Annotated in this window: 13 protein-coding genes; 6 read left to right on the plus strand and 7 right to left on the minus strand. The window is 49.6% G+C overall.

Annotation, left to right across the window (positions count from 1 at the left end):
- Positions 1-5 precede the first annotated feature (5 nt).
- Positions 6-1268 (plus strand): chymotrypsin family serine protease, encoded by a 1263-nt coding sequence (locus ACSR9A_RS09170; protein ID WP_473756863.1) that lies wholly within the window; start codon positions 6-8, stop codon positions 1266-1268.
- A gap of 283 nt (positions 1269-1551) precedes the next feature.
- A complete protein-coding gene (gene ytxJ, locus ACSR9A_RS09175) occupies positions 1552-1893 on the plus strand; it encodes a bacillithiol system redox-active protein YtxJ (RefSeq protein ID WP_341280672.1) in 342 nt (113 codons plus the stop codon).
- A 206-nt stretch (positions 1894-2099) separates the two neighbouring features.
- Here ytxJ and ACSR9A_RS09180 read toward each other — a convergent pair whose 3' ends face one another.
- On the minus strand, positions 2100-6548 hold the full coding sequence (locus tag ACSR9A_RS09180) for a glycosyl hydrolase 53 family protein (RefSeq protein WP_473756864.1): 4449 nt from the start codon (positions 6546-6548) through the stop codon (positions 2100-2102).
- Between the two features lie 346 nt (positions 6549-6894).
- Here ACSR9A_RS09180 and ACSR9A_RS09185 point away from each other — a divergent pair, with 346 nt between their 5' ends.
- Both ACSR9A_RS09185 and map read left to right on the plus strand, forming a co-directional pair.
- Positions 6895-7641, plus strand: coding sequence for a TetR/AcrR family transcriptional regulator (locus ACSR9A_RS09185; protein ID WP_473756865.1), 747 nt, complete (start codon positions 6895-6897; stop codon positions 7639-7641).
- 26 nt (positions 7642-7667) lie between these two features.
- Positions 7668-8414 (plus strand): type I methionyl aminopeptidase, encoded by a 747-nt coding sequence (gene map / locus ACSR9A_RS09190; RefSeq protein ID WP_473756866.1) that lies wholly within the window; start codon positions 7668-7670, stop codon positions 8412-8414.
- Positions 8415-8600: 186 nt separating this feature from the next.
- Here map and ACSR9A_RS09195 read toward each other — a convergent pair whose 3' ends face one another.
- From ACSR9A_RS09195 to ACSR9A_RS09215, 5 genes are all read right to left on the minus strand, one after another.
- Entirely contained in the window at positions 8601-9479 is an 879-nt protein-coding gene (locus ACSR9A_RS09195) for a carbohydrate ABC transporter permease (protein WP_046231688.1), read from the minus strand.
- An 18-nt stretch (positions 9480-9497) separates the two neighbouring features.
- Complete coding sequence (locus ACSR9A_RS09200; RefSeq protein WP_473756867.1) at positions 9498-10391, minus strand: ABC transporter permease; 894 nt, start codon at positions 10389-10391, stop codon at positions 9498-9500.
- 176 nt (positions 10392-10567) lie between these two features.
- Positions 10568-12250 carry a type 2 periplasmic-binding domain-containing protein gene (locus tag ACSR9A_RS09205; RefSeq protein ID WP_473756868.1) on the minus strand — a complete coding sequence of 561 codons (1683 nt, stop codon included), beginning with the start codon at positions 12248-12250 and terminating at the stop codon, positions 10568-10570.
- A gap of 125 nt (positions 12251-12375) precedes the next feature.
- Positions 12376-14016, minus strand: coding sequence for a response regulator (locus tag ACSR9A_RS09210; RefSeq protein ID WP_473756869.1), 1641 nt, complete (start codon positions 14014-14016; stop codon positions 12376-12378).
- Complete coding sequence (locus ACSR9A_RS09215) at positions 14009-15781, minus strand: sensor histidine kinase (protein WP_473756870.1); 1773 nt, start codon at positions 15779-15781, stop codon at positions 14009-14011. The genes ACSR9A_RS09210 and ACSR9A_RS09215 overlap by 8 nt, the downstream gene beginning before the upstream one ends.
- 182 nt (positions 15782-15963) lie before the next feature.
- Here ACSR9A_RS09215 and ACSR9A_RS09220 point away from each other — a divergent pair, with 182 nt between their 5' ends.
- Positions 15964-17553, plus strand: a complete 1590-nt coding sequence (locus ACSR9A_RS09220; protein WP_473756871.1) for a sensor domain-containing diguanylate cyclase — start codon at positions 15964-15966, stop codon at positions 17551-17553.
- 91 nt (positions 17554-17644) lie between these two features.
- Positions 17645-18871 (plus strand): MFS transporter, encoded by a 1227-nt coding sequence (locus ACSR9A_RS09225; protein WP_473756872.1) that lies wholly within the window; start codon positions 17645-17647, stop codon positions 18869-18871.
- 71 nt (positions 18872-18942) lie between these two features.
- Here the strand turns inward: ACSR9A_RS09225 and ACSR9A_RS09230 are convergent, their stop codons facing one another.
- Complete coding sequence (locus tag ACSR9A_RS09230) at positions 18943-19464, minus strand: C40 family peptidase (RefSeq protein ID WP_473756873.1); 522 nt, start codon at positions 19462-19464, stop codon at positions 18943-18945.
- Between the last annotated feature and the right edge of the window lie 145 nt (positions 19465-19609).

Here is a 19609-nt window from a genome sequence, read left to right on the forward strand (position 1 = left end):
GGAAAATGAAGCGAAGTTTAACCGTATACCTATTATGTATACTAGCATTAGTATTATTAACAGGCACAGTTTATTCTGCAACAGACGAAAAACTATTTGACACCGTTAAAGAAGAAAACTTAACTGGAGATATTAAAATTAATCTTGGTCCTCCTCCATTGAATGCTATAACATCGCATATTCCATTTGAAGAGAGTAATGCTGAGAAGACACAAAGGGATGAAGATCATGGATTAATAGCTGTATATTTACAAAATCACTATAGTGAAATTTATGGTGGAACCTACACTTCTGTTGAAGGGCAAAAGTACTTCCTTTTGAAAGAGGTCACTCCGGAATTAGAAAGGGTAATAAAAGAAATCAGTAATTACCCTGATTCTTTTATTTTAAAAAAAGTAAGATATTCAGAGAATCAATTAGAGGCTGCAAAAAAACAGCTTTCCAGTTCGGCTAAAATAATGAATCTTCAAGGTGTTGGTTTAGATATAGAAAACAACCAAATTATTGCTATTACTACTAATACCCTTGAAGAAACACAAAAAGTTGCTTTGGATGAAGAAATAGACTCTAACATTATTCACTGGAAAGTAAACAAGGAAAGCGCTGTATATGAGCCATTAGCCTATCATTTGTACCCTGGTGAACAAATTGACATGCAGTCTACCCAGAGTACGGGAGTATGCTCTCTCTCATTTAATGGAAGAGCCAACTCTAAAGATGTTGGCGTAACAGCCGGACACTGTGGGAACCGTACTTGGTATGATCTGTCAGATGGAAATACTGCTATCGGTAAAATGAGCAATGCTGTTTTTTCAGACAACTCATTATTCGATGCTGGTTACATTGAATATGCTAGCGGAGTAACCCCAAGTTACTATCTTAATGGCAACACCATGACAATCGGAGCAACGGACTACTCCGGTGTTCACCGTGAAGTAGGTGATTATATATATATTCATGCTCGATCTGGTGGAGGAGATAGCTATGGTAAACTGAGGGTGCAGATAGTAGGATATGACTTACTTCAGGGGCCAACTGACATGGTCTTAACTGAAAATAACACTTCTCTGATAAATGGCGATAGCGGTGGTTTGGTATATTCCTTAGCATACAAAGGCACAAAAAACTATGCGCGAATTGAAGGCGTGTTTGGCGGAAGATACAAAGAAACACCTTCCAGCACTGCTTATCTAACATTCTCTAAGTACAGTCGTGTATTTGATGGACTTGGTATGTCAGGCGTTTACACAGATCCAACATTCAACTAGTTTCATTAAATATAAATGTAAAGAGAAGTCCAACATGTTTAAAAACAATGGATTTCTCTTTTTATTTGAAGCATAGTCTTTTGTCCAGCCATCCTCAGTTCGTTCTAACATTTCTATATATTAATATGTTACCCAAAACTATAAGGCATGGAAAATAGGTCAATCCTTCTGTTTGGCTCTCGTCCAAATAAAAGGCAAGATGACTTTTTGCTCCGAGAAGGGTACAATAAAGGGAAGTAAGCTAATATCAATTATTGATTAACAGACAAAAGGAGCGTTAACAATGACACAATATCGTGAAATAGATTCAGCAGAGCAATGGGATGCCGCTTTGGAGGGCTCCAAGGATCGTGCTCTGGTTGTTTTCAAACATAGTACAACTTGCCCAGTCAGCGCGAACGCGCACCGCGAATTTACAACTTATCTGGAAGCTAATCCGCGTCAGGATACCGATTATGTCCTTGTAAAGGTCATCGAATCCCGCCCTGTATCGAACAAAATCGCTGAAGACACGTCGGTTAAGCACGAGTCGCCGCAAATTATTTTCATCCAAAACCAAGAGAAGGTTTGGAGCGCTACACACTGGGCGATCACATCCGAGCATATTACGGCTGTTCTTGACTAATTGGATTGTAAATGCAACACAGATATCAACTGTTTTGCAAAAACTTAAAACCCGAGCCGCTTGTTTCCGCAAGCGGCTCGGGTTTTTTGAATCTAAATTAATTGAACAGGCTTCGCTTTCGTTCAAGTGACTGACAAAAAAGACGGTGTTCCGGTCGCTATCGACCTGGAACACCGTCTTCATTTACTGCCTAGCAGGCTTTGATGTTATTCGTATAATACGGAAAGCACCTTGGAAATTACGACTGCCGATTGTGCCCGAGTTGCCGTCGCCTGTGGCGCGAAAGCACCATTGCCCATGCCGGAAATCAGCCCAAGCTGCTTGATCGCAGCTACTGCTTCCTGCGCATAATCGGAGATTTGCTCGGCATCTGTGAATGAGGAGGATGCATTCGCAGGCTGCGCTGCTCCTGCATCAGCTGCGAATCCGCTTTGCTTCGCAGCGCGGTACAGCATAACCGCCATTTCTTCACGTGTAATGGAAGCATGGATGCCGAAGGAGCCATCCGCTCTGCCATTAATAATGCCGTTCTGCTCTGCGGCAAGAACTGACTGCTCATACCAGCTGCCAGCCTTGATGTCACTCAGCTTCGTTGTAGCGCCGTCTGTGCTCTTAAGGCCGAAGGCCTGAACGAGCATATGCACAAATTGCGTCCGGGTTACGCTGCCGGCAGGCTGGAATTTGCCTGCCGCTGTACCTTGAACGATGCCTTTGGCCGCAAGGCCTTCAATTGCAATCTTCGCCCATGGATACTGCGCGATATCGTCAAACGAAACATTTGCATAAGCCGCTGCATAACGACTGAAATGCGCCGCCTTGAATACGATCACTTGCTCCGACTCGCGGTACACACCGCTATGGACGGCTTCTACAGTGCCGTTGCTGTTCAAATAATAAACGACTGCCTGATGCGGCTGCTCGCCTGCTTTCAGTGTATAGGGCAAGGATACTTCAACTTGCCCTTCACTCCATGCGATCTGCTTGCCATCATGGACAAGCGTCAAATCATAAACCTGATTCGCGCCAACTTGCGCGCGCTCCTCAGCTGTAAGGGCAGCCGAGTCTACTTTCTCGGCTGTGAAGGCCAGCGTTGCAGCGGTGTTTTGCGCCGCTGCTCCGGCAAGGGCTTCGACGGAGACGCTGATGCGTACGCCGCCCAGCCATACATGCAGCACCGGAACGTTGTGATCGGTCAGCTCTTTAATTGCAGCCGCTGGCAGCTGTACGACTGCCTGCTGTGCTGCAGCTGCTGGAACGACGCGAATCGTGACGTCGTTCCCGCTTGCCTGCGTCGCCGCCTTGCCCAGCTCGCTGGCGGTGACAGTCGCGACCAGCTTGCCGGAAGCATCCGGCACGCCGCTTGCGATCGTAATCACAGCAGCCGATGGCGCTGCTGTTGGTTGTGGGCTAGCCGCCCCAGTACCCGACCCCGACGAGGTGCCCGGTGTTGACGCCGGAGATGCCGTTGGCGCCGGCGTCCCTGGTGTTGGCGACACCGGAGATGCTGTCGGTGTCGGTATCTCTGGCGATGGTGTCACCGGAGGTACCGTCGGTGTCGGCTCCCCTGGCGTTGGTGTCGGTGTTGGCGTCGGCACCTCTGGTTCCGTCGCCACTTCCAGCTCTGCAACCGCAGCTGTCACTGCTGCTGCGCTTGCAGCTACCTGCGCCTGATCGGCTTCCTGATCCGCGCTTACCCGCTGCGCAGCAGCCAATGCTTCAGCAAGCACAGACCAGCTTGCCGACGTGTATTCGCTTTGCGTCAAGCCAGCCGCTTCAGCGACTGCAGCATGCAGCTCGGCCTTATCGGCCAGAGCAAGCCCGAATGCCTTGAAGTCCATCATGCCGACCCAGCCTTGACCCTCAGTAATCGTCAGCTTGAGATATCGGCCCGTGTTGTTATCCGTCAGCTTGTGGCTGTCTGAAGGCATCGCCAGCGTTTTCGTATCCGCTGCGGTGCGGAACGTTACACCATCATCGGAAATTTCCACCTTGTAATGGACAACTCCCGCCCATTTGTTGAGCACTACTTTTTTTACCAGCGAGGCTTGGCCCAGATCGACCATCCACCAGCTGTCCACTCCTTTATCTGTACCCCATGATGTGCCTTCATTTTGATCGACTGCACCTTCTGGAGCATTGGTCTTGCCGCCGCCGCTACCTGCGTTGCTGGAAGAAGTCGCTGCTTTAAACGCTGCGATATCCTGCAATGGTTTAAGCTCTTGAATCGCTGCAGCAAGTGCTTCCGTCGCAGCCACAACCGCCGTTTGAACGGCCTGGCCATCGCTGTTTACCGCCTTCGCATTCCCTAATGCAGCTTGCAGCAATGCCCATCCGGCCGCATAATATTCCGCGCCGTCGAGCTGCTCAGCCGATACGATGGTAGTGACCAGTGTGCCTTTATCCACGTTAGACAAACCATTCAGCGCTGCCTGCAAGCCGGCAACCGCCTGATTGACGATCGTTTGTGTTGCTCTTGCATCACCAGACGCCGTCCGTGCGACAGCAAGCGCATTTTGCAGCGCCTGCCAGCTTTTTACTGACCAGTCCGCCTCTTGCTTCGTTTCGGCATCAGCAATCAGCTGTGTCAGCGCCGCTTTATCCGCCGCTATCACTTCAAGCCCAGCGACTACGGACGCCAGCTGTGCCTCAGCCGCGTCCACTTCAGCTTGCGTTACGCCTTGAGCCGTATACGCTTGATCATGAACGAGCTGCGCCTGATTGATAGCAGGTGCAAGCTGCGGCCAGCTCTGCGGCGTAAAATCCTCCTCGACGAGCGACTTGGCTTCAGCAATTGCTGCCGCCAAATGCTGACGATCTGCCGGAGCTGCCGTTAAGCCATGCTTATACACGTTCAAGGAATCCAGCGCATAGCCCTTGTATGCATATCCGCCGTTAGCTGGATATTCATCATAATCAAACATCGCATGATTTTCCCATGCGTCGCCCTCAGACGCAATCCAGCCTACATTCGATGGAATCCATGCCGGCTCCCAATAGAAAAATCCAGCTCCCTTGTTATTCTCCACATTGGAGATCAAATCCATAATCGTTTGAATCGCGTCATATTGACCTTGAACGGTTGCGTCCCATGTTGCCCCGCCTGTTTTCAGCTTTTGGTCGGAGCTGATAATATTTTCATGGGCATCGCCATTTTTATAAGAGAACGGATATGAGGTTTCAGCAATAACCACTTCTTTGCCGTAACGCAATGCCATATCGTCCATGTTGATTTTCACTGCTTCCAGCGTACCATGCCAGAACGGATAATAAGATAATCCGATAATATCGTAATCGACTCTACCGTTGATCCCGTCAAAGAAATAGCGGAAGGTCGCATTTTTTCCGCCTTCAGCAAGATGAATCATAATTTGCACATCATCGCCGCCAGGTATCGCGCGGACAGCGGATGAACCACTGTTCAGCAGCAGCGACTGATCGTCAAAATTAACCGAACCGCCTTTGCCCGTGAGCACACCACTGTTAATTTCATTACCAATCTGCACCATGTCAGGCATCGCATTTTCCGCCTGCAATTCGGAAATGACCTCATACGTGTAGTCATATACCGCCTGGCCCAGCTCAGGCATCGTCAGGTTTTTCCATGCCGCAGGGCGAACCTGCTGGCCCGGATGCGCCCAGTCATCCGAATAGTGGAAATCGACGAGCAGCTTAAGCCCCTTCGCCTTTACTCGCTTGGCGAGTCTCAGCACATCAGCCTTATCATTGTAGCCGCCTGAGTTTTGCGGATCATTCCATACCCGCAGCCGCACGTAGTTGACGCCGCGGTCTTTGAGAATGTCCAGCAGGTCGCGCTCCACCCCATTGCTGTCGTAATATTTGCCGCCGTTGTCCTCAATCGCGGTCAGCGTCGAAATATCAACCCCGCGAATAAAATCATCGCGGTAGCCAAGCACCGTTACTGACGCTTTCGGCTGCAAGGTTGCGCCCGCTACCGTTCCTGCTACTTCAAAGCTGCCTGCACCCGTATAGCTCTGTGGGTCAATAGCGTCCCATGCCACATCGACCAGCCCAAAGCTGCCATCCGCATAAGCGGCATTCACCTGTGCCGGAAGGCTCGGAGCGGTTCCGCTGTAGGTTTCTAAATTTACCGCGTCATAGCCGGTAATGTCCGCTGGATTTTTAACAATTTCCTTCTCTCCTACCTTTACTTCTTTAATACCCGGCCACCAGCCGCTTCCCGCATAAAAGGAAATCGTGACGCGCACATAACGCATGCTGTCCGCCTCGAAAGCAAGGCTTGCCGTCTGCTGCTTTGCCGCGTTAGCGGATTTATCGGCAGCGATCGTCCAGTTCGTATCGTCCGGCGATACCTCTACGATATACTTGACGATTTCATCATCCTTCCAAGTGATTTCCACACCAGAAAGATCAAATTCGCTGCCCAAATCCACCTTGAGCCAGTGTGTCGGATTAACAGCGCTTGCTGCGCTCCATGCTGTATCCGGATTGCCATCAACCGCGTTTTCCTTCGGCTGGCCCCACTGTGGATCTATATATTCTTGGCTTGCTGTAACGATTTTGCCAAGCGCCAAATTTGCTGCTGCTGCCTTTACGGCTGCTTGCGGCCAGGCCATTTGCGTCATAAAAAGCGCTACGACCAGCACGAGGCTGATGTACCCTTTCCCCTTTTTCATGTAAACCTCTCCCTTGATTATATTGTTTCTCCATGCTTCTTCTAATTGTAAGCGATTTTATGAAAAGCGATATACATACCAAAAGCAACATTCCAGCATTTTATACAACCTGTTTGACGCCGCACATTCCGAATATTGGGAGCGCTATCATTCATAGGGTTTTCATAAGCAATACCTGCGCAAGCAGACGCTTTAAAAACGAACTAGTAGAAAAATTCTGAAATAACGTGCTTAAGCCCCATCACGGGGATTTAACAAGAATTCCAGCTAATCGCTTGTTATTCGCAAGCCGATGTTTTATATTGACATAATAGAATGTCAAAAATAAAAGAGGTGGTCGGACGAGATGACTCCACGCACGAAGGAACAAAACGATGAGATCCGGCTGCGGCGTCTGGCGCAAATCCGGAGTGCTGCTGCCGATGTGTTTTTGAACAAAGGGCCTTTACTGGAAATCCGCGATGTGGCCGCGCAGGCAGGACTCGGCTATGGCACGGTATACCATTATTACAGCAATAAGGGCGATTTGCTCCAAGATCTGCTATGGGACGCATTGGAACGGGCCGGGGGATGGCTCGAGACGCCGCTAGAGGCTTCGCTGGAGCTTCCTCGCGCTTCGACTTTGGAGGAGGCGCCGGCGGGCGGGCGTTTAGGCTTGGCTGCTGCGGCGGACACCAGGAATTCGGCTGCCGCGGATTCCCGAAGCGGCAGCCACGAAACGGCCGCTGCCACAGAGCCTGGCCCTGTCGCCGCCGCCAGTGTTCGGCTGCTGCAGCTTTGGGCGGAGGACCACGCCCATTACCTGCTGTATAAGCTGGCCGGTGAGGGCTTTGCCTCGATGCCTGAAGCGCGCTCGGCCACGCTCTCGGCCGCCTTTCGCCGGGAGGTGCTCGCGCCGCTGGCCGCGCTGCTGGAAACTGGGCGTGCGACGGACGGGGCTGCCACTTCTGCTGGGAACGCAGCGGAGCCGCCTTATGGGCTACAGCACGCGGAAATGCTGCTGGCCGCCTTGGTCGGCTGCGCCTCACTTTCGCTTCGCCGCGGAAAGCTGCACGAGGAGGCGAGGGATATCGTCCGGTTTTTAAAATTATAGAATGGATAAGGAGCGAATAAACAAAGATGATCATTTTAAAATCACCTAGAGAAATCGAAGAGATGAAGCCGGCGAGCCAAATCGTTGCGGCCTGCTACCGCGAGGTGGCCAAGCTAATCGAGCCTGGGATCACCACCCGGGAAATCAATGACTTTGTTGCCAGACACATCACCAAGCTGGGCGGCAAGCAGTTTACGAAAGGGTATAACGGTTACCCCGCCGAAACCTGCATTTCGGTCAACGATGTGGTGGCCCACGGCATTCCTTCGAGCCAGGTGCTTATGGACGGCGACTTGCTGAAGCTCGACATCGTCGTGGAATACGGCGGATGGTTCGGCGATTCGTGCTGGTGCTATGCGGTGGGCAATATCAGGCCCGAGGCGCAAAAAATAATGAAGGTGGCAAAGGAATGCTTGGACCTGGGGATAGCCCGGGCGCTCCCTGGGGGCCGGCTCGGCGACATAACGTCGGCGATTCAACAGCATGCGGAAGCGAATGGGTTTTCGGTCGTACGCGATCTGCTGGCGCACGGGATCGGGCGGAGCCTGCACGAGGAGCCGAGCTACGAGCATATCGGCGTAGCCGGTAAAGGCATTCGGTTAAAGGAAGGCATGGTGTTTACGATTGAACCGATGATCAACGAAGGAACGTTCCGCATCAAGATCGATGAGGATCGGTGGACGGCGAGAACGGCCGACGGCAAGCTGTCAGCGCAATATGAGCATACGATCGCAGTCACGCAAGACGGACCGCTGATTTTAACGGCTCAGTAAAATATAGAAGCAAGCGGAAACGGCTGAAGCCGTCCTCTGGCGGCAAAGCTTCCGTTTCGCGTAGAAATATAGAGAAAGGATGGCGTTACGATATACTTTCCTATATTTCAAAAAAAGGCTGCTCTCCGTTTCCGGAAAGCAGCCTCCTGTACATCTTCTAAAACCCGCAAGATCGCCTTGGTCACGCTATTCTTTTACCGAGCCTACGACGAGGCCCTTAACGAAAAACTTTTGCAGAAACGGATAAATAATCAGGACAGGCAGCGCACCGATAAAAATTTGTGCTGCACTAACCGTCTTTTGCGAGATCAAGGCAAGTGATACCGGATCAAGGCTCATCGAGCTCATGTCGCGCGAAATAATGACCGTTTGCAGAAAGGTCGCCAGTGGATATTGGTGAACACCCTCTGTGTATAGCAGGCCGTCGAACCATGAATTCCAGTGGAACACGATGCTGAACAAACTGAGCGTTGCAATTGCTGGCTTCGATACGGGCAGGAAGATCGTGAACAGCACCCGGAAGTGCCCTGCTCCATCGATCATCGCCGCCTCCTCCAGCTCCTTCGGAATGCCCCGGAAGAAGTTCATCATCAGGATCGTTAAATAAATATTAACCGCTCCGGGAAGCACCAGTGCCCAGAAGGAGCCCATCAGGTTCAAATTCTGGATCATCATATAGAAGGGAACAAGCCCGCCATTAAAGACCATCGCGAAGACGAAAATCCAGGAGTAGTACGAACGTGCCTTAAAGCTCGTGCTTTCTCTGGAAAGCGGGTAGGCTGCCATAAAAGCCAGCAGCAGCGTAAGCGCCGTACCAATGGAGGTCCGCATGATCGATATCCAGATCGAGTTTAGAAAGATCGGGTTGTCGATCGTTTTGCGATAAGCCTCCAAAGTGAAATCTACTGGCCACAAATTAACGATATTGGCATCGGCCGCGGACTTCGCGCTGAATGAAATCGCCAGTACATGAACAAGCGGGATAATGCACAGGAGCGAGATAAACAGCAGCCCTGTATTATTGAGTATTGAAAATATGCGATATGACAGTGTTTTATGATACATTCTAGGCTCGCTCCATTCTTAGAAAATTCGATAGTTTGCCAATTTATAAGCCATGCGGTATGAGACGAATATCAAGATCATGCTAATAATGGATTTGAATAATCCGACCGCTGTTCCAAAGCCCATTTCCCCGCTGATAATCGCTGTGCGATAAACGAACGTATCAATAATGTCGCCTTTATCGTAGACAAGCGGATTATAAAGGTTGAAAATTTGGTCAAAGCCCGCATTCAAAATGTTGCCGAGTGCCAGTGTACCTACAACAATCGCCATCGGTACCATCGAAGGCATCGTAATGTGAAGCGTCTGCTTCCAGCGGCTTGCGCCGTCCACTTCAGCTGCCTCGTACAGCGAGGGGTTAATGTTCGATAGAGCTGCCAGAAAGACAATGGTTCCGTATCCGAACTCTTTCCACACCTCGGAAACAATAACCGTAAAGCGGAACCAGTTGCCTTCTCCAAGGAAGAAGATAGGCCCGATCCCGACCATGCCCAGAAGCCGGTTTACAAAACCGCCATCGCTAGACAGGATGTCGATCAAAATACCACCCAGTATGACCCATGACAGGAAGTGGGGCAAATAAACCATCGTTTGCACATAACGCTTGAAAAGCTCCTTGCGCACCTCATTTAAGAAAAGAGCAAAGATGAATGGAGCTGCGAGGTTAAAAATAATTTTCAAAACCGCAATGACCAGCGTGTTCCAAATAACCTCCAAGCTGTCCTCCCGCTCGAACATATAGCGAAAATTATCGAGACCGATCCATTCCGAGCCTGTAATGCCCAGCCGGGGCTTAAAGTCTTGGAAGGCCATGACAATGCCGGCCATTGGCAAATAGCTGAACAAAATCAGAAAAACAAGAGATGGCAAAATCATGAGATGGAACGGCCAGTGGCGCTTTAGCTGCCTCATATTGTAGTATCCTCCTGAACGCATTTGTATGAATTACTTCAATTATAGCAACGGCCCAAACCGCCTGAACACATGACGGAACCAACATTGATGGCACTATTGCAACTACTTTTCTCAGGAGCCTCTCAAAAAAACAAAAGCAGCCTGCCGGGGGCAGACTGCTTTGCTGACTTGCACTATTTTACAGATGCATACCAATCATTTACTTCTTTCGTAATTTGCTCGCCGCCGGATTTCTTCCAGTTGGCAACGAACGTATCGAATGCGTCAATCGGCTTCGTGCCGTAAATAATTTCGTTAAACGTTTGAAGCTCGATTTTTTTCAGATAATCCATTTTGGACTTCATTGTCGGCGTTGTAGGGCCAGTAAACATGTTCATAAGCGCAACATCCTTCTGGGACATGAGCACCTTCGCCGCCTCTGGCGTTTGCTTGCCGAAGCTGTTGGCAATATCTTTTTCCAGCTTCGTCTCCGGCTCCTTGCCATCTGCCAAAGCCAGCAAAGCTGTCATTTGCGCATCTGGAATACGGGCTCCATCGCGAACGAGGAAATAACGAACAATGTTGATATAGCCTCCAGGGATATCATCTTGATAAAGCGTGTTGCCATTGGCATCAACATCATAGTCATAGCCTTTGAACATACCAACCTCAAGCGAGCTGCCCTTCGCAGGGTTTGCGAAGTTGTCAAACATCCAGTTCTCATAAGTGAACAAAGCCTCAGGATGCTTAATATCTTTGTTGATCAAAATAACAGCGCTGGAAAATGGCGTGCCATGGCTTGTTGCTTTGCCATCAGGACCTTTTGGCAGTGCGATCGGTGTCCATTTTGCTGTTGGCACGTTTTTCGCTGTATCGGCAAGCGGCCAGCCGCTCATCCAGTAAGGTCCAGGGATAATACCCGCTGTTCCTGCAACTGCTGGCTCAGCCGTCTTGTTCTCATCCCATAGCGCAGCTTCTTTTGGAATAAAGCCTTTTTTGCTCCACTCCGAAAGCTTCTCCAGGCCCTGCTTCATGCCTGTATTAATAGAGCCATATTCAAGATTTCCGTCAGTTCCAACATTCCACTGCTCTGGCATCGCGCCATAAGCACCAAAAATCCATGATGGGTCGCCCATCCAACTGCTCAGCTTCGTTTTGAAGCCAATGCTAAGCGGCGTTACTTTATCCGGAGCCAAACCGTCCGGATTGTTGTTTTTGAAAGCTTCCATCACGGTTTCCAGCTCGGCAATCGTAGTTGGAACCTTCATATTCAGCTTGTCCAGCCAATCCTGGCGGATCCAAAGCAAGTAATCGTTGTTATAAGCATAATCTAGTACGGGAATACCCATTTTTTTGCCGTCGCGAATATAGGGATTCCATACGTTAGGATCAAGCTCCATCGCTTTTTTCCAAGTGTCATTTGCGTATTTGTCAAACAGGTCACCAGCTTCACCGAAATAACCGGAATCGACCAAATCAGCAACCAGCTGCGGATCATTATTGCCTACAACCAGCACGTCAGGCATATCCTGTCCTGAAGACATCGCCAGGCGCAGCTTTGTAGCTAAAGCATTGTTTGTATCCGTTACCGACCATAGCGATTTAATCTCGATGCCGAATTGCTCCTTGGCCCATTTTGTCGCTACATTGTTCTCAATCGTTTCACCATTTTTATATTTCACCTCAGGAGCTACGCCCCATACGGTCGTCAATGTGACAGGCGGATCATATTTCTCTTTATATTCATTTCCTGTTGAAGCTCCTGCGTTCGTGCTCTCGCCCGTGCCTGTGTTATCCTTGCCGCATGCTGCGAGCAGGCTGACAACGAGAATGAGGCTTAATACGAGCAGCAGCTGCTTTTTGTAAGCGCTAATCATTTTTGTTTTTCCCCCTCCAACTGTGTGGTGCAATTGTTTATGACTTAATTATAGGAGCATTGCTGGGGAAGTCATATGACAATAACCGAACATTTCTGCACCTTTGGCAACCTGTTCGCCATTCGCTATTGGTCGCGGAACTCCTGTGGCGTCATGCCGTAATGCTTGCGGAAAATTTTGCTAAAATATTGCGGATTTTGATAACCTAGCTCCGACGTAATCTCATAAATTTTCTTATTGGTCTGCTTCAGCAAATAATGCGCCCGCTCCATCCGCATCCGGGTAATATAGTCACTGATACTCTCGCCAGTCTGTGCTTTATAAATTTTGGACAAATAAACGGGGTGCAAAAACACCTTGTCAGCAATCGTCTTCACCGACGTATCATGACCAAGACTTGCGGACACAAGCTCCTGCACCTGCTTGACCAGACTGCTCTTGGCGTATTCCTCGGTGCTAGACAGCTCCGTGCGCAGCCGCTCCAGCATATCTGTCGACCAATTCCGCAGCTTGTCCAGCGAATGAATAACCGTATGGTCGAGCAGCATATCAAAGCCTGCGTGATCGATCTCATAAATAAATTGTCCCTGTTTATGGGCCGTATACATAAAGGCATTCGTAATGGAGAGAAACACCTCATACAGATGCTCCCGCGAAAACTTCACCTGCTCCAAATTGCCAAACACCTCATCGATCTTGAGCAGTGCCGTGTCCCATTGTTTGGACTCCAGTAAATGAATAAGCGTAGGCGGCTTATACAGCGCCTCCATCAGATTCACTCGCGTCTCCGGCTCCGCCTGATGATTTTCCAAGTAGACGGCAATGCCCGATTCATGAATTGCGCTCGACAAATAGACGCTCATTCCTGTCCGGTAGGCATTCGCCATGCCACTCGGAAAGGAGAACCAGTCGGAAATAATAAGCGATACTTCCGATCGGAGAAAATGGGAGATTTGCCGCCTAAAGACGTCCACCGCCTGCTCCAGCATCGCCCTCCGCTGTCCTTTGTAATCCGGCGAAAATTCCAGCAGCCGCTGCTGCTCCTCATTTGGCTGCGCAACGAAGATGAGGCAATTATGCGGCGCTTTGCCATACCATACGTTCATATGCTCGGCGAACACTTCCTCGCCAATATTGCCGACCGCATATTCCATCAGCTCCATGCTGCTGCGATTGCTTTCATCATAAGGATTGCTGTATTGAATCAGCAAAATGACCGAAGGAGCATCTAGCCGCAGCGGAATTTCATATTGCGCCAGCTTTGCGCCAATCGTCGTATCTGACAGCTGGCGACCCAGCAGCAGATCATGCAGCAAATTCCGGCGCAGCAGCCCATATTCCGATTTCATATTGTACACGAGCTGATGGTATTGCTCCGCCTGCTCCCACTCCACCTTCAGCTCCTCGATCGTATTCATCAGGCTGCGCACAAATTCCTTATCGTCCACCGGCTTCAAAATATAATCCGACGCCTGAAGCTGCAGCGCTTTTTTCGCATATTGGAAATCCGAGTAGCCGGTCATTAAAATACAGCGCAAATCCGGCCAAAGCTTCTTCGCCTGCTCGATCAGCTGCAAGCCGTCCATCCCCGGCATACGAATGTCGGTGACCAAAATATCAATGTCACCCGCCTCCATAATAGCCAGCGCCTCGGCAGCAGACTCGGCCCGGTACACCTTGCTGACGCCAAGCTCATCCCACGGAATGGTCTTCTCTAAGCTCAGCGTCACATAGGCCTCATCATCTACAAGCAGCAATTCAATCATTAGGATGCCCCTTTCCTGTCGTTGTCTGTTCGATCTGTTTCTCGCGGGTCACATTCCAGCGAATCTGCACCTTCAAGCCGCCTAGCGTCGAAGGCGACAGCACGATGCCTGAGCATGCTCCAAAACGCAAATGCAAGCGCTGATGGACGTTCCAAAGGCCGCAGCCCATCTCCTGCTCCATGGGCCGCGTCAATTGATACTGCAAGGAAAACAGCCGTTCAGGGTCAAGCCCTACGCCATCATCCTCCACCGTAATGGCAGCAAACTCGCCGTCAAATTCACCCGATATGCGAATACGCCCTGCATTTGGGGATTGCTCGATGCCATGGATGACCGCATTTTCCACCAATGGCTGAATGACGAGCGGCGGAATTTGAAAACGCAGCAAATGCTCCGGAATGTCCAGCTCATAAGACAGCCGACTCATTCGCATCTGCTGAATATCCAAGTAATTGCGGACAAAATCGATTTCCTCCCGCGCATCGACCAAATCCCGCTCCTGCCGGGTCGTATAGCGGTAGTAATTCGATAGGTTCTGACTCATCGCAATGACTGACTGATAGTTTTCCAGCTTCGCCATGCTCGAAATAAAGGAAAAGCAGTTATAGAAAAAATGCGGATTGATTTGCGATTGCAGCTGCTTGAGCCTCGCTTCGCGCACATGAATTTTTTCCAAATAAACATTTTCGAACAAATCTTGAATTTGCTGAACCATTAGATTAAAACGGATAAACACAAACTTGAATTCATTGTTGCCGCGCCCTTTCGGTGTAAGCCGGACGCCGTAATCGCCGTTTTTCAGCTTCTGGAAGCTGACAACGAGCTGCTTTATCGGCACCTGTACCTGCGCATAAAGCATATACGCGATCAAACAGCTCATCAATAGCAGCAAACCAACCGAATAATAAAATAAACGGTTCGTTTGGTTGATCGGCTGGAGCACATCCGATAAGGGGATATAATCAATCAAATCCCAGCCTATCGTTTCCGAACGGACAATATTGACCAGATAGCGCTCCTCATTTACTTTAACGGTATGACTGCCACTGGTCAGAGAGCCGCTCTCATCCAATTGGGCGATGAGCCGATTGCCAAGCTGCTGGTCAGCGGTACGATTGTATATCGTGCCCCATTCTTCATTGTAATAAAAAGGATCACGCCTGCCATCGCGCTTGAACTGATCAAGCATGCCCTGAATATTCGAGCTGTCAAAGCTGACCTCGATGAGCAGTCCCGTATCTGTAGCCTGGGATAAATTATTATAGGGCAGCGCCGTCATCAGCGAGAAACGGAAGCCCTCATCGCCAAGCGGCTTTACCTGCCAGCCGTGTTTCAGACGGGCGGCCAGCGTCTCTTTATTATAGGGCACGGCATCATTCACCGTGATGACGCGTGCCAGCGTAGGCGAATAAATCGCCAGATTGCTTTTCCAATTGGAGGAGCTTTCCTGAATGCTCAGCTTAGTCTGAATGCGCTTGACCATCGTAATAGCAGGAAGATCAAGATTATCCAGTTCAATGTAATAGTCGCGCAAATTCGCAATATCCGGGTCTTGAATGAGCAAATTTGGCCATAGCCCCAGCAGATCAATCGAGGAATTGACCTGATTTTGAAAAAAAACGAGCTGATTTGTATTCGAGCGGTTTAGCTCGGAATCTAGAACTTCTGTACTAATATGATTGGAATAGGAGTACAGTCCTATGATCGGCAGCAGCATAATAATGAACAACCCAACGATTTTGGAAAATAAATTTACTTTAGGCATCCGTACACCTGGCTTTCCTCTAATCAAAATGCTGCATTCAGTATAATGTCCCTCTCGAATTGGAGCAATGCCTGACCGAACCGAAGCAAAGAAAATATTCGGCTGGCCTGTCATTATATGTCGAAAATCTCACATAAAAATGATAAACTACTTAATAGAATTTCAACGAGAAGAGGTTTAGCATGTACAGCGCAATAAAACGCAAAAAAGGCTTTACTCTGGCATCCATCATCTCCTGCATCGTGCTTTTGTCCGTCCTCATTACCATCGTCATCAATGTCATTATCGCTTTCAAGTCCCAGAGGGAATCTCTATATCATAATACACTAGAATTAAATCGCATTACGGCCGGCGATCTTAGCAAGACGACACAATCACTGGTTGTCTCTATGAAGCATAGCCTTCAAATCGCAGCGAATTATTTATCGGGCGCCGACCTTGAAAGCAGCGCTGTGCTGGAGCAGCTTGATTTTTTCATGGGAACCAACCATTACTTCAACTCGATTGCTATTGTGGATGCTGAAGGCGTCATCGTCTCCAGCTCCCCTAATAATTTGGGCATAATCGGCCACAAGCTGTCAACCGAGGAATCGAAGCTTGCGCTCAAAGCGCAGACGCCGCATATTTCCAAGCCTTATATTTCTTCGACAAATCGGATGATCGTGCTGGTCAGCCACCCGATTTTCAGCCGGGAAGGCGCCTATCGGGGATATGTGGCGGGAACGATTTATTTGCAGCATGAAAATATTTTCCGTGAAATTCTTGGCGTGCAAAACGAGAACAACAGCGGCTCTTATTTTTACGTCGTGGATGGGGATGGCAATATGATCTATCACCCTCATATGGAGGATCATCCGGCAAATGTAAGCATGAATCCCGTTGTACAGCAGCTAATGCAGGGAAAAAGCGGGGAACAGCAGGTCGTCAACAGCCAAGGCGTCGACTTTCTTGCAGGTTATTCCGTTGTACCTGAAACCAATTGGGGAATTGTTTCCCAGACGCCGGTTAGCTACGTTGAAAGTAAAAGCTGGGATCTCATTACGGACATGCTGAAGGTTTCGGCGCCGTTCGTGCTCCTGCTGCTTATTTTAACCATGTGGCTGTCGCGCACGCTTTCCTCTCCACTGTACCGGCTGGCGAATTATGCGGCGCAGCTGACCAAGATGGATGATATCCCGGACACGCTGCCTTCGCGCGTTTACTGGAACTATGAGGCGAATCAGCTAAATGCTACCGTTGCACTAGCATTTCATGAGATGAAGCGGAGAAATGAAGCGTTGTTCCAAGAATCGCAAACGGATGCCCTCACAGGACTTCCGAACCGCCGGACGCTCAAACTGATTACCGAGGATTTAGAGCTCAGACAAATCCCATTCTCTGTCATTATGCTGGATTTGGATCATTTCAAGTCGGTTAATGACGAATTCGGGCATCCTAAGGGCGATGAAGTACTGCGCCTGCTTGCAGCAAAGATGGTGGAGCTCAAACGCGAGGGCGATTACTGCTTCCGTTACGGAGGCGAGGAGTTTACAATTGTCCTGCCGCACACGTCGGAGGAAGAGGCCTTTGACGTGGCCGAACAGCTGCGAATACAGATGGAGCAGGCGATTACGCCAATCGGCAGGCAGGTCACCCTGTCACTCGGCATTGCTTCCAATACAACCCGTTTAAAGGATACGAACGATTTATTCAAGCAAGCTGACGATGCATTGTATGCAGCCAAGCATAGCGGCCGCAATCAAACGATTTTGCATAGTCAGATTTCGGAGTAGCCGCTTAGGAAATAACTGGAATGGAGTAGTGTTCCATCGAAAATAGGTTTACAATGGAAATAACGATGGAACCTACAGGATGTGACTGCACATGGATTTTTCTTGGAAAAGAAACTTATATGTATTGTGGATTGGCGTGTTTTTTACGAGTACGGCTTTCACCACCTCCATTCCTTTTATTCCGCTGTTTCTCTCAACCGAGCTCGGTATAGACCAGCATCTGGAGGCTTGGTCCGGTATTTCATTCGGCATTACCTTTCTGGCAAGCGCGCTTATTGCACCTTATTGGGGCTCGCTCGCCGATAAATATGGCCGCAGGCCCATGCTCATTCGCTCAGGGTTCAGCCTAGCTGTCCTTTACATGTTGACCTACTTTATTTATGACCCGTATTTGTTCGTCGTGCTTCGGATTTTCCAAGGCCTGCTTGCCGGCTTTGTTCCAGCGGCGATTGCACTTGTCGCTACCAACACGCCGGAGCAGAAAACCGGCTATGCCCTTGGCATTATGGCGACAGCCGGTGCGACAGGCGGTATTATCGGCCCCGTCATTGGCGGGGTCGTCAGTCATTACATCGGCAATCGCGAAGCATTCCTTTTCTCGGGAGGCATCGTTCTTATTGCCGCGCTTATTGCCGTCTTCTTCGTGCGTGAAAAGAATTTCAACCGCTCGGCCGCCCGCTCCTCCATCAAAGAGGACTTGAAGCTTGCGCTGTCCAACCGCTCCTTCACCACGCTGCTGATTTTGGCCGCTCTGGCAACGTTCTCGGTTATGATTCTGGAGCCGCTGCTCACCGTCTACGTCATGCAGCTTGGCGTCAGCGGCAGTGAAGCCGCCCTGCAGTCAGGCATTGTCTTCTCGGCGGTCGGGATTGCCACGCTCATTGCCGCACCGCAGTGGGGAAAAATAGGTTCAAGGATCGGTTTTTCCAAGGTGTTGTTTATTGGACTTCTCGGCGGCGGGATCGGCAATTGCTTGCAATTTTTCGTCAATGATTACGTAGAGTTTGGTGCACTGCGATTCGTCTATGGGCTGTTTTTCGCCAGCGTTTACCCTGCTATTAATGCCTTGATCGTCAAGGTAACGGACAGCAGCTTTAGAGGACGAGCCTTCAGCCTTAACCAGTCAGGCACCATGTTCGCCACGATGCTCGCTCCCGTCATTGGCGGTGTGCTAGGAGGCATCATCCCGATTCGCTGGGTGTTCATCATCAATGGGCTTATGCTGATCGCAGCTGCCCTGTTTCTGAAAACCCATGCGCTTGGCGGCTCCGCAAGGAATGCAGCAGCAGACACAGGCAAGCAGCCTGCCCGTCCATAACCAAAAGCCCCGCTCCCGCTGACAAGGCTAGGCCTTCGGTCAGTAGGGGCTGGGCTTTTGTTGCTAAATCACTATATGACTCGACGAGCGGTTACATATGTTTTATCCCATGTGCTTCCTGAAAAAGTAGAAATCGTTACGCCGATTCCTTTCCGATACGTATGCAGCAGCTTGCCATTGCCCATATAAATGGAGACGTGGTTAATGACGCCGTCCCTATTCGTATCGGAGAAAATCAGATCTCCAGCCTTCAAATTGCTTTTAGATACATATTTGCCGGCTTTGGATTGGCTCACCGAGGAGCGTGGCAGCGTAATGCCGTTCTTCTTGAAAACATATTGTGTGAAGGATGAGCAGTCGAACGAGCTGGTGCTGCCCGTCGTTGCCCCAAATTTATAATTAACGCCCAGAAATTTCTGTCCCGTTGCAATGACGCTGCTGGCTGTAGAAGACGTTGCGGCCTCTACCTTTGCTGCTGGTACAGCCAAACTGCCGGTCAAAGCGACGGATAGGCTTAGCGTGACACTAAGTAACGTTTTGCCTAGCAGGGTTTTGCCCATAAGGGTTTTCTTCGTGCTGTTCATGATGTTCATGATGTATCCTCCTTGGTAAAAATAGATGCGGTATAATTCCTGCTAATACCATACCACAGCTATTTCCCCCACCAATTACCAATGAGAGGACAACCCTTACATGCGCCTTGACCCTATCCATTTCATTAAAAATCCATTTTAATTA

Source organism: Paenibacillus sp. R-74696, from assembly GCF_055814915.1.

Coding starts and splice junctions, on each gene's coding strand:
- ACSR9A_RS09170 (WP_473756863.1), top strand. CDS start 6: ATGAAGCGAAGTTTAACCGTATACCTATTATGTATACTAGCATTAGTA.
- ytxJ (WP_341280672.1), top strand. CDS start 1,552: ATGACACAATATCGTGAAATAGATTCAGCAGAGCAATGGGATGCCGCT.
- ACSR9A_RS09180 (WP_473756864.1), bottom strand. CDS start 6,548: ATGAAAAAGGGGAAAGGGTACATCAGCCTCGTGCTGGTCGTAGCGCTT.
- ACSR9A_RS09185 (WP_473756865.1), top strand. CDS start 6,895: ATGACTCCACGCACGAAGGAACAAAACGATGAGATCCGGCTGCGGCGT.
- map (WP_473756866.1), top strand. CDS start 7,668: ATGATCATTTTAAAATCACCTAGAGAAATCGAAGAGATGAAGCCGGCG.
- ACSR9A_RS09195 (WP_046231688.1), bottom strand. CDS start 9,479: ATGTATCATAAAACACTGTCATATCGCATATTTTCAATACTCAATAAT.
- ACSR9A_RS09200 (WP_473756867.1), bottom strand. CDS start 10,391: ATGAGGCAGCTAAAGCGCCACTGGCCGTTCCATCTCATGATTTTGCCA.
- ACSR9A_RS09205 (WP_473756868.1), bottom strand. CDS start 12,250: ATGATTAGCGCTTACAAAAAGCAGCTGCTGCTCGTATTAAGCCTCATT.
- ACSR9A_RS09210 (WP_473756869.1), bottom strand. CDS start 14,016: ATGATTGAATTGCTGCTTGTAGATGATGAGGCCTATGTGACGCTGAGC.
- ACSR9A_RS09215 (WP_473756870.1), bottom strand. CDS start 15,781: ATGCCTAAAGTAAATTTATTTTCCAAAATCGTTGGGTTGTTCATTATT.
- ACSR9A_RS09220 (WP_473756871.1), top strand. CDS start 15,964: ATGTACAGCGCAATAAAACGCAAAAAAGGCTTTACTCTGGCATCCATC.
- ACSR9A_RS09225 (WP_473756872.1), top strand. CDS start 17,645: ATGGATTTTTCTTGGAAAAGAAACTTATATGTATTGTGGATTGGCGTG.
- ACSR9A_RS09230 (WP_473756873.1), bottom strand. CDS start 19,464: ATGAACATCATGAACAGCACGAAGAAAACCCTTATGGGCAAAACCCTG.